Source organism: Pseudolactococcus yaeyamensis (genome assembly GCF_054658615.1).
In genome coordinates this window covers 1-9,577 of sequence record NZ_BAAGGP010000093.1, presented here as the reverse complement: position 1 = coordinate 9,577, position 9,577 = coordinate 1, and the positions used below count along the sequence as shown (strand labels likewise).

The 9,577-nt window shown below is 38.7% G+C and carries 10 protein-coding genes; all 10 read left to right on the top strand.

The genetic code is table 11. The features are described from left to right. Positions 1–136 precede the first annotated feature (136 nt). The 10 genes from ACYQ21_RS13415 (at position 137) to ACYQ21_RS13370 (ending at position 9,311) form a co-directional block, all read left to right on the top strand. Positions 137–766: a GyrI-like domain-containing protein gene (locus tag ACYQ21_RS13415; RefSeq protein ID WP_460059009.1), complete on the top strand. Its 630-nt coding sequence runs from the start codon at positions 137–139 to the stop codon at positions 764–766. A gap of 8 nt (positions 767–774) precedes the next feature. Further along, positions 775–1,662: an SPL family radical SAM protein gene (locus ACYQ21_RS13410; RefSeq protein ID WP_460059008.1), complete on the top strand. Its 888-nt coding sequence runs from the start codon at positions 775–777 to the stop codon at positions 1,660–1,662. Positions 1,663–1,747: 85 nt separating this feature from the next. Continuing rightward, positions 1,748–2,305 (top strand): nucleotidyltransferase family protein, encoded by a 558-nt coding sequence (locus tag ACYQ21_RS13405; protein WP_460059007.1) that lies wholly within the window; start codon positions 1,748–1,750, stop codon positions 2,303–2,305. Between the two features lie 274 nt (positions 2,306–2,579). Continuing rightward, entirely contained in the window at positions 2,580–3,203 is a 624-nt protein-coding gene (locus ACYQ21_RS13400) for a DUF4230 domain-containing protein (RefSeq protein ID WP_460059005.1), read from the top strand. Positions 3,204–3,290: 87 nt separating this feature from the next. Then, complete coding sequence (locus tag ACYQ21_RS13395; protein WP_460059004.1) at positions 3,291–4,265, top strand: NAD(P)/FAD-dependent oxidoreductase; 975 nt, start codon at positions 3,291–3,293, stop codon at positions 4,263–4,265. Positions 4,266–4,483: 218 nt separating this feature from the next. Then, positions 4,484–5,920 carry a glycoside hydrolase family 1 protein gene (locus tag ACYQ21_RS13390; protein WP_460059003.1) on the top strand — a complete coding sequence of 479 codons (1,437 nt, stop codon included), beginning with the start codon at positions 4,484–4,486 and terminating at the stop codon, positions 5,918–5,920. 62 nt (positions 5,921–5,982) lie between these two features. Then, positions 5,983–7,323, top strand: a complete 1,341-nt coding sequence (locus ACYQ21_RS13385; RefSeq protein ID WP_460059001.1) for a PTS sugar transporter subunit IIC — start codon at positions 5,983–5,985, stop codon at positions 7,321–7,323. 185 nt (positions 7,324–7,508) lie between these two features. After that, positions 7,509–7,685 (top strand): hypothetical protein, encoded by a 177-nt coding sequence (locus ACYQ21_RS13380; RefSeq protein WP_460058999.1) that lies wholly within the window; start codon positions 7,509–7,511, stop codon positions 7,683–7,685. A gap of 20 nt (positions 7,686–7,705) precedes the next feature. Further along, the gene (locus tag ACYQ21_RS13375; protein WP_460058997.1) at positions 7,706–8,242 is read left to right on the top strand and encodes an SIS domain-containing protein; all 537 of its coding nucleotides are present in this window, start codon (positions 7,706–7,708) and stop codon (positions 8,240–8,242) included. Between the two features lie 154 nt (positions 8,243–8,396). Next, complete coding sequence (locus tag ACYQ21_RS13370) at positions 8,397–9,311, top strand: AEC family transporter (RefSeq protein WP_460058995.1); 915 nt, start codon at positions 8,397–8,399, stop codon at positions 9,309–9,311. Positions 9,312–9,577 lie beyond the last annotated feature (266 nt).

The window sequence follows — 9,577 nt, the reverse complement described above, 5'->3', positions numbered from 1 at the left end:
AAGCAAAATCCGTGAGTCCATTCCAGAACTATTATCTCTGAGAAACGGCTCAGTAGTCAAGTGAAAATTAATATCAATTAGGTAAAAATCGTAGTGGTTAATCACTACTAGAATATATTATACGAGGGAGAAAGAGATGGCGATCCCCAAAATAGACTTTAAAAAAGACCCACAAGCGGGTTATCAGGCAAAAATAAAACCAGCAATCATTGACTTACCAGCAAGTCAGTTTATCATGGTGGATGGCAAAGGGAATCCGAATACAAGTGTTGCTTATCAACAGGCGGTCGAACTTTTATATGCTTTGTCTTATGCGATTAAGATGAGCCCTAAGCGCAATGATATACCAGCAGGTTATTTTGATTACGTTGTGGCACCGCTTGAAGGCTTGTGGTGGTTAGAAAACGACGAAAAACCTACTGATAAAATCACTGACAAAGCCCAATTTAACTGGACTGCTATGGTTCGTCAGCCTGATTTTGTCACAGCAGAAGTCTTTGAACGCGCGCTTTCAGTCGTAAGGCAAAAGAAACCTGATTTAGATAGCTCGAAAGCCCGTTTGGCAACATTTTCAGAAGGCTTATGTCATATAGGAAGCTATGATAATGAACCTGATGCCATTAAATGCTTGGATGAGTTTATTAAATCTTCCGATTATACAGTTGATATCTCTAATATAAGAAGGCATCATGAGATTTATTTAAATGACCCGAGAAGAACAGCGCCTGAAAAATTGAAAACGATTATTCGACATCCGATAAAGTGAGGTAAACCATGCAATACATCCCAGCAAAAACAATCTTGCAGAAGGTCAAATTTGACGGTAATTTATGGTTTGGGATTGACTATAATATCAATTTATATAAGGGGTGCAATCAAGGTTGCATTTACTGTGATAGCCGAAGTGCGAGATACTATATTGACGATTTTGATCGTGTACGCGAGGAGAATTGTTTAGCTATCCTAACAAAAGAATTAAGTCGAAAAATGCCTAGAGGTGTGATTGGTTTAGGGGCCATGTCGGATAGTTATAATCACCATGAGAAAAAGTTGCAAGTGACGCGAGGCACTTTAGCTTTAATTGAACGCTATGGCTTTGGTGTCTCTCTGGAAACCAAACGTGATTTGGTCACGCGTGACATTGATATTTTGAAACGACTTGCTGAGAAATCGAGCTGTATCATTAAACTCTCAATTACCACGAGTGATGATAGTCTAGCTAGAAAGATTGAACCCTTTGCTAGTCTTCCCTCAGAACGGTTTAGAGCGATTCGTCAGCTATCCGATAATGGTATTTTTACAGGTATTTTATTGACGCCTGTTTTACCATTTATCACGGATAGTGATGAAAACATCAAAAATATAGTGAGGTTAGCGCATGAACATGGTGCTAAATTTATTTTTGGGTTGTTTGGCGTGACCTTGCGAGATATCCAACGCAACCATTTTTTTGAGAAGTTAGAGCGTTATTTTCCAACGCTTAAACAGCAGTATCTGATGACATATGGCGAGCGCTACCAATGCAATATCCCTGATATGGCTAGGAAACGAGCGCTGTTTATCAATGAATGTGAGAAGTATGGACTTTTGTATCAAATGGATGCGATTATTGCTGCTTATAAGAAAGTCCAACCTGAGCCAGAACAATTAAGATTGTTTTAGACAAGCTATCGAGAGGTATTTTTTGTTTGACAGGGGATTTCTTTAAGATTATACTGAAATAAATGACTTAAATGGAAGTATTGCTATGAATGAAATAGAATTGAAAAAACTACTCACCAAGATACCAGAAATCTATGATATTTTAAAAATCATTGAACAGCTAAACTTGCCAGATGCTTGGTTGTGTGCTGGCAGTATCCAAAATTTGATTTGGAATTACCTTTCTGATCAGCCTCCTTTTGATCCAACGACAGATATTGATGTCATCTTTTTTGAGCCAAAAATTTCTTATGATGCAACGCACACTATTGAAAAATTCTTAAAACTTGCCCACCCAAGTTATACCTGGGAAGTCAAGAACCAAGCCCACATGCACTTGCATAATCCCAATACAGCGCCCTATCTTAGTGCGCGTGATGCCATGGCTAAATTCCCAGAAAGATGTACAGCCATTGGTGCACGCCTAACGTCAACTTGTAATATCGAACTATTTCTTCCTTACGGTCTTTCAGATATCACGGATTTCATCGTTCGTCCGACTCCCTTTTTCGCTGAAAATGCGGACAAACTAGCGATTTACCATGAACGCCAAGCTAAGAAAAATTGGCAGGAGAAGTGGCCTCAGTTAAAAATAATATTATAAAATAAAATCATGAGTAATCTTTCAAACGATATTCATGATTTTATTTTATGAAAAATTAGGAAATGCTGATATACTAAGTACATCAGAGTAAGTATTGACAAGCAATACTTACTCTATTAAAAAGAAAGTGAGAATAGAATATTGGATAAAATAATTATTGTTGTTGTCATTGTCATCATATTAATTTTGCTTATCGGTGGTTGTACTGCATTTACAACAGGATTCGCTGCTCCTTTGTTAGCTTTACTAACTTTGTTATAGGAGAGTGATGAAAGTGAAAAAATTATGGCATAAATTATCAAAAAAGCTGCAGATAGTTCTAGCAGTTATGGGAATTCTAGTTGTAATGGTTGTTATCTGGTTTTTATTCTCGTTAATTCCTTCAGGTAGCACAAAGGTAAAAACATCAGAATTTGAAGTCAAAGAAATCAGAGAAATCAATGCCTTAGCTATAACATACGATAAGACAGTTGATGAAACATCTAATCAGGCAAAGGCTTTTGGTTTCTTTAAAATTGGTAGTAAAGAACGTGATTTATACATTTTCCATTTTAAAGCTAAAATGTATTATGATATGGCAAAGGTGAACCCAAATACGGTAGGAAATACTATAACCTATACGCTACCAAAAGCAAAAGTTGACTTGTTATTGGCAGGTGATAATTTTATTACAGATTATGAAATTTACAAGTTAAAAGATGCCTTTTTTGTTTTAGATGCTAATGATAAGGGACTAGAAGTTCAAACTAAAGCGGTAAGCGAAACAACCAAAGAAATTAGAACGAATGAAGCGTTTATTAAACAAGCACAAGATTCTGCAAGAGAATTTTTGACTAGCCTTTATTCTGATATAAAAGATAAAGAAAATAAAATCAAGGTTGTTGTTAATTTTAATTAGTAATTGCAAATTTAAGCTGTCGTCAAGGCAGTTTTTTCTTTTGTATGGTAAAATATGTTTGACATCACATTTTATAAAGGGGTCAAAATGACAGAAGATATATATGATATAACGATAATCGGCGCAGGACCTAGTGGCTTATTCGCAGGTTTCTACGCTGGTATGCGTAAAAATAAAGTCCAAATTATAGATTCACTCGAAGTACCCGGCGGTCAATTAACCGCCCTCTATCCAGAAAAAACGATACATGATGTGCCAGGCTATTTCGCAGTCAAGGCTGAAACGCTCGTGGCTGATCTAGTCAAGCAAACCGCTCAATTTGGCGTACCAATCCGCCTATCTGAGAAAGTCGTTGACATCACGCCAACAGAAAACCAAGGCGTTTACCAAGTGACAACGACTAAGTCTAGTTATTTAACAAAAGCTGTTATTATCGCAACGGGTAATGGGTCATTTGCGCCAAAGCCGTTGAAAACTGATGAGTCGTCAGAATTTGATTACTCTAAACTAGGCTATAGTGTGACCGATAAACAGCAGTTTGCAGGGCAAAATGTTGCTGTTGCAGGTGGTGGCGACTCTGCCATTGACTTGGCTTTGATGCTCGCTGAAGTTGCGGCATCCGTTAGCCTTATCCACAGACGAGATGCCTTTAGAGCGCATGAATCATCTGTCGATAAACTGCAGGCGTCAACTGTCCATGTCGTAACGCCTGTCACCATTCGCAGTATTTCAGATTATCAAGAGGGCTTGCGCATCGCGCTTTCTGATGAGCGTAAGCTGGAGGTCGACCACCTAATCGTGCAGCACGGTTTTCTCAGCAATAACAAGGATATCCGCGCCTGGTCGGTAAATCTTGAGATGAAGCGGCAGCATTTTATAGTTGACCACCATTATCAAACCAGTTGTGCCAATATCTATGCCATTGGCGATACAGCAAACTATGAGGGTAAACTCGGTCTAATCGTTGAAGGCTTTAAAGAAGGACCGCACGCTGTCAATCAAATCATGACCAAAATTCATAGTGGCAAATTAAGCCACGCACATTCGACATCCTTATTTTAAGACAAAATATAGCTAAAAGTCTTGTTCCAGATATTTGGGATAGGGCTTTTTTGATTGCTTTTTGACACAATGTTTCCAAAAAACAGATAAACTATCAAGAAAACGCGACACAATGTAAGCGGTTTCTTAAAATATATTGTAAGCGTTGTCATCCTGTGCTATTTTTACAGTGTAGATTGATTGAACACAATCATCATTCAAATATAAGGAGCATAAAAATGGAGAAACTACAAAACGAATTTCCCAAAGATTTTCTCTGGGGGGGCGCAGTCGCAGCCAATCAAGTTGAGGGTGCATGGAACATCGATGGAAAAAAAGCTGATCTATCTGATATTTTTCCTAACGGTGCCCATATGCCAGCTGATCGTAAGATTATTGAAGGCAAATACTATCCCAATCATGAAGCGATTGACTTTTATCATCATTATGAAGCAGATTTGGACTATTTTCAAGAAATGGGCTTTAAATGTTTCAGAACATCAATTAACTGGAGCCGTATTTTTCCAGATGGTGACGAGACAGAACCAAATGAAGCAGGTTTGAAATTTTATGATGACTTGATTGACGCTATTATTGCGCGTGATATGGAACCTGTGATTACGATTAGTCACTATGAAACGCCACTGAATTTGGTTGATAAATATGGTAGCTGGCGTGACCGCAAATTGATTGGCTATTTCGTTCATTTCTGTGAAACGATTTTCAAACGCTATGGCGATCGTGTCAAATACTGGATGACCTTCAATGAAATCAATAATATGCGTCGCATGCCAGCAACTGCTGGTGGGATTTTCTTTGAAGCAGGCGAAAATGAACTTGAAGTCATGTATCAAACTACCCATCATATGTTTGTCGCGCATAGCCTAGCCATTAAAGTAGGGCGGGAACTCATGCCGAATGCTAAAATTGGCTGTATGATGAGCCTGTCAAATGTTTATCCAAACACCTGTAATCCCAATGATGTTTTTGAAACACTAGAATTACGTCGTGCCTCACTTTTTTATTCAGATGTCATGATTTGTGGCAAATACCCAAGCTATATTAACCGCATCTGGGAAAAAGCCAATGTCCAAGTCAAGTTTGAACCGGGCGATGAAGAAATCATCAGCACCTATCTGAGCGATTACCTTGTTTTTAGTTACTATCGGACAACAACGCACGTTTTCGGCGAACCATTTGCTGGACATACTGGCGGTGACCAAGGGACACCTAACCCTTATATCGGCACCACACCTTGGGGATGGCAGATTGACCCTGTCGGCTTCCGTTACACCTTTAATGAACTCTACGACCGCTATCAGCTCCCATTATTCTGCGTGGAAAATGGGCTTGGGCAATTTGACGAGGTGACTGAAGACGGAAAAATTCATGACGATTATCGCTCATCTTATCTCATTCAGCATGTGGCTGCTATGAAAGAGGCGATTAAAGACGGCGTTGACATCATGGGCTATACGTGGTGGGGACCGATTGACCTCGTCTCTGTCGGAACAGGCGAAATGTCTAAGCGTTATGGTTTCGTCTATGTCGATAAAGATAATGAGGGTAATGGTAGCCTGAAACGGATCAAGAAAGATTCATTAGAAACCTACAAAAATATTATCGCGACAAATGGGACGACAATTGATGAGCTTGTCGCAAAATTGGATGATTAGAGACTAAAACCAGTCTCCTTACTAGAATAGCTTAAAGTAAAAAGCTTAAGGAGGTTATCAAAATGTTTGGTAAATTTATCAATAAATTGGAGTATGTTGGTGGTAAGATTTCGACTTTTACCTATGTCAGCGTTATTCGTGTGGCATTTGTCAAATTAATGCCCATTATTATCTTAGGCTCATTTGCCACCCTGCTAAATAATGTGCTTTGTAGTGCGACAAATGGCTTGCCCGCCCTGTTTCCTAATTTAATGATCCTCACTGATTTTTCACCTATTTTTTCAGCGATTAACTATGCGACCATGAATTTCTTATCTATCTTCGTTGTCTTCCTTGTTGCGCAGGCAATGGGGAAAGAACGCAAGATTGATGAAACTTTTGCTGGAATCGTTGGCTTGATTTGCTACATTTCGTTAGTGCCAACAGCCATCACACGAGTGTTTGACATCGCAACTGAAAGTTACAAATTAGCAGGAGAAACTGTTGGTGAAATTGTCATTCCCAATGCTTTGGCAGTGAATTATACCAATACACGCAGCATGTTTCTCGCTATGATTGTTGGGGTTATTGCGACAGAATTTTTGGCAAAACTCCTTAACGGCGGGAAAATGAACATTCATATGCCTGACAGTGTACCGCCAAATGTCGCAACGGCCTTTGAAGTGCTGTTTCCATCTATTACAGTCGTGGGTGTCTTTGGTATCTTCGGTTTTGCTTTCCAAAAAGTGACTGAAATGAACATTTCTGACGGCATTTACAAAGTCCTTCAAATTCCCTTGGAAGCTATTATGCAACACCCAGCTGGTGTCATTGTCCTCGCCTTACTGTGTCAAGTTTTCTGGCTGATTGGGATTCATGGGGCGCAAGTCATTGGAATTGTTAAAGATCCGATTGGACTAGCTGCAATTGCTATCAATCTAGAAGCACATGAAGCAGGAAAAGCTTTGCCTAATATTTTCACTTATACTTTTTGGAATACTTACGCAACGATTGGCGGCTCTGGCTGTACGATTGGTCTCTTGATTGCCTTCTTCTTCTTCAGTAAACGGGATGACTATCGCACGATTGGTGGTTTCTCAGCCATTCCAGCCCTCTTTAATATCAATGAACCTTTGATTTTCGGACTTCCTTTGGTTTTGAATCCGATTCTAGCCATTCCCTTTATCTTTGCGCCGGTTGTTTCTTCTATTATTGGCTACTTCCTGACTTATATTGATTTTGCTGCGAGAGCCTTTATCACTGTGCCATTTACCTTGCCACCTTTGGTTAATGCTTTTGTGTCAACGGGTAGTTTTAAAACAGTTATCGTGCAGTTAATTTGTATCATTGTTAGTATCTTTATCTATGCACCATTTGTTATCGCAGCTAATAAGCAAGTGCATGAAGACTCATTCAGTCTTTAAGGCAATTAGAAAAGGGAATAATTTTCCCTTTTCGTGTTTAACAATCTATCGGAGTCATTGCCAAAAATCTAAATTATTGTTTTAATAGAAGTGATATAAATTTAAAATGAGGAATTTTTAAATCTTATCTTGTCATAACTTGTTTTTGGCGCTATCAAAATGGGGTAGTGAGAGGAAGGTAAAGTATGAAGCTAGTTGAAATTTTACAACATCAAGAAAATTGTAATCAGGTTGAAGCAGATATTGCGAAGTTTGTCTTAGATAATCCGCAATGTGTCATCAATCTTTCAGTCAGAGAATTCGCCAGTCAACTCTTTATCTCACCCTCGGCTATCGTTCGTTTCACAAAAAAATCGGTTTGACCGGCTATTCAGAGTTTAAAATGAAGGTTGCAAGTGAGTTGACTTATTTTTCAAAAGATGAGACAACCTTGGTCGCACTAGACTTACCTGTTGCCTCAAAGCAAACCGTGAGAGATATTGCGAAAACAATGATGAATCTCCATTCGCAGACTCTGCTTGATATTTATCTGGATTTGGATTTGAAAAAAATCACAATGGCGGGTGATCTGATTCTCCATTCGGATTGGATTACAATTTTTGCAAAAGGTGAAAGCATGATTGCAGCAGAAGCCTTACATCAAAAACTCTTGAGAATCGGCTTTAACTCTCATTTAGAAGCCTTGCATGGTTTTCAATTAGTTAAACCAATCCGAGCCAAGCAACCGATAGGGATTATTATTTCGCAATTTGGCGATAGTCGGGAGATGCTAGTGAATTTGCGAGAACTCGCCATGCATAACATCCCTTCCATTTACATCACCTCAAACCAGAACAATAAAGCTTGGCAGAGCGCTCAGATTGGCATCTATGTTGAAAATAACGAAACCCTGAACAAAATGGGTTCATTTGCTTCATGAACAGCCTTTCTATACGTGACAGATGTTTTATATGAGTATGTTTTCTCCAGAAACTATGATGAAAACGTCAAGTTATTAAGTGATTACGCCTTTCAATCTAGAACTCGCAATCGATTTTTAGGTGTAGATGATTAAAAAGAAAGTTAGTGCCACTATGGGAATCATACTATTAAATTCACTCAGCTTTTTAGCAACGATTTTTCTTGCCTATGGCTTAAAGCACATCGGCATTTTCAAACAAGAAGATGGACAAGTTTTATCGAAAATGATTGTCTACATCACATTACCTGCAACCATTGTCAATGGGGTCAATGGCACTAAACTCACGACCCTGTTCTTGATTTTAGCAGGGATTGGACTCGCATCAAATGGGATGATGATGCTTTTCGCCTATTTTTATGGTTTAAGGGAGAAAGATAGAAATTTCAGAGGCTTGCTCCTTTTTACCACGGGTGGTTATAATATCGGGAACTTCGCAATTCCCTTTGTCATGGCATTTTTCCCTAGTTCCATTCCTTATTTAGGCATGTTTGATATGGGTAATTCTTTCATGGTGGCAGGGGGCACATCAGCCGTAACAGATCGGTTAATGGCCAGTAAAGAAGATGCGCCAAGTTTTTTAGACATCCTTAAGAAATTATCAAAATCTCCTACCTTTATGGTTTATATTGTCATGTTTAGTCTAGCCATTATCGGCATCAAAATTGCTGACGACTGGATGGCGCCTTTCAAGTTACTTGCGAGTGCCAATTCATTTCTATCCATGTTTATGATTGGACTTTACATGAAAATCAATCTGCACAAAGAAGGCATCCGAAATGTCCGCAAATTATTGCTAGGCAGATACACGATGGCAACAATTTTAGCCGTCTTCATCTATTTCTTTCTCCCCCTATCTCATCTTATCAAAAGTGTGCTAGTCCTCATTATGTTCGCACCGATTTCAAATTTAACCGTCATCCAAGCGACTGAATTCGGTGCAGACGAAGGGGTAAGCGGTTTAGCCAGCTCCCTAAGTATTATCGTATCACTTGTGATTATGAGTGCTGTTGTAACACTTGTTTTGTAAGGGAGAGGTCAGTAGCAACACGCTAAAAAGACTCAGATAATCAGTCTAACTTGACATCAAACTGAAACTTAAAGAAATGAACACACTTTTTTGAAAGGTGTTTTTTTCTTTAAATTCATCAAATTGAAATTTTGACTAGTTTTTTCTTTCGAAAATAAAATTATTATGTTAGAATAAAGTTGGTTGACATTATATTTCTAACATCATGTGGCAAAACAAGGTCAAAAATCTGTTAGGATTTCTAGTAAACACTTGACAGAAAGGAG

What these genes read in the sequence shown, in the direction of transcription:
- ACYQ21_RS13415 (WP_460059009.1), top strand. Translation starts at nt 137, where the DNA reads ATGGCGATCCCCAAAATAGACTTTAAAAAAGACCCACAAGCGGGTTAT.
- ACYQ21_RS13410 (WP_460059008.1), top strand. Translation starts at nt 775, where the DNA reads ATGCAATACATCCCAGCAAAAACAATCTTGCAGAAGGTCAAATTTGAC.
- ACYQ21_RS13405 (WP_460059007.1), top strand. Translation starts at nt 1,748, where the DNA reads ATGAATGAAATAGAATTGAAAAAACTACTCACCAAGATACCAGAAATC.
- ACYQ21_RS13395 (WP_460059004.1), top strand. Translation starts at nt 3,291, where the DNA reads ATGACAGAAGATATATATGATATAACGATAATCGGCGCAGGACCTAGT.
- ACYQ21_RS13390 (WP_460059003.1), top strand. Translation starts at nt 4,484, where the DNA reads ATGGAGAAACTACAAAACGAATTTCCCAAAGATTTTCTCTGGGGGGGC.
- ACYQ21_RS13385 (WP_460059001.1), top strand. Translation starts at nt 5,983, where the DNA reads ATGTTTGGTAAATTTATCAATAAATTGGAGTATGTTGGTGGTAAGATT.
- ACYQ21_RS13380 (WP_460058999.1), top strand. Translation starts at nt 7,509, where the DNA reads ATGAAGCTAGTTGAAATTTTACAACATCAAGAAAATTGTAATCAGGTT.
- ACYQ21_RS13375 (WP_460058997.1), top strand. Translation starts at nt 7,706, where the DNA reads ATGAAGGTTGCAAGTGAGTTGACTTATTTTTCAAAAGATGAGACAACC.
- ACYQ21_RS13370 (WP_460058995.1), top strand. Translation starts at nt 8,397, where the DNA reads ATGGGAATCATACTATTAAATTCACTCAGCTTTTTAGCAACGATTTTT.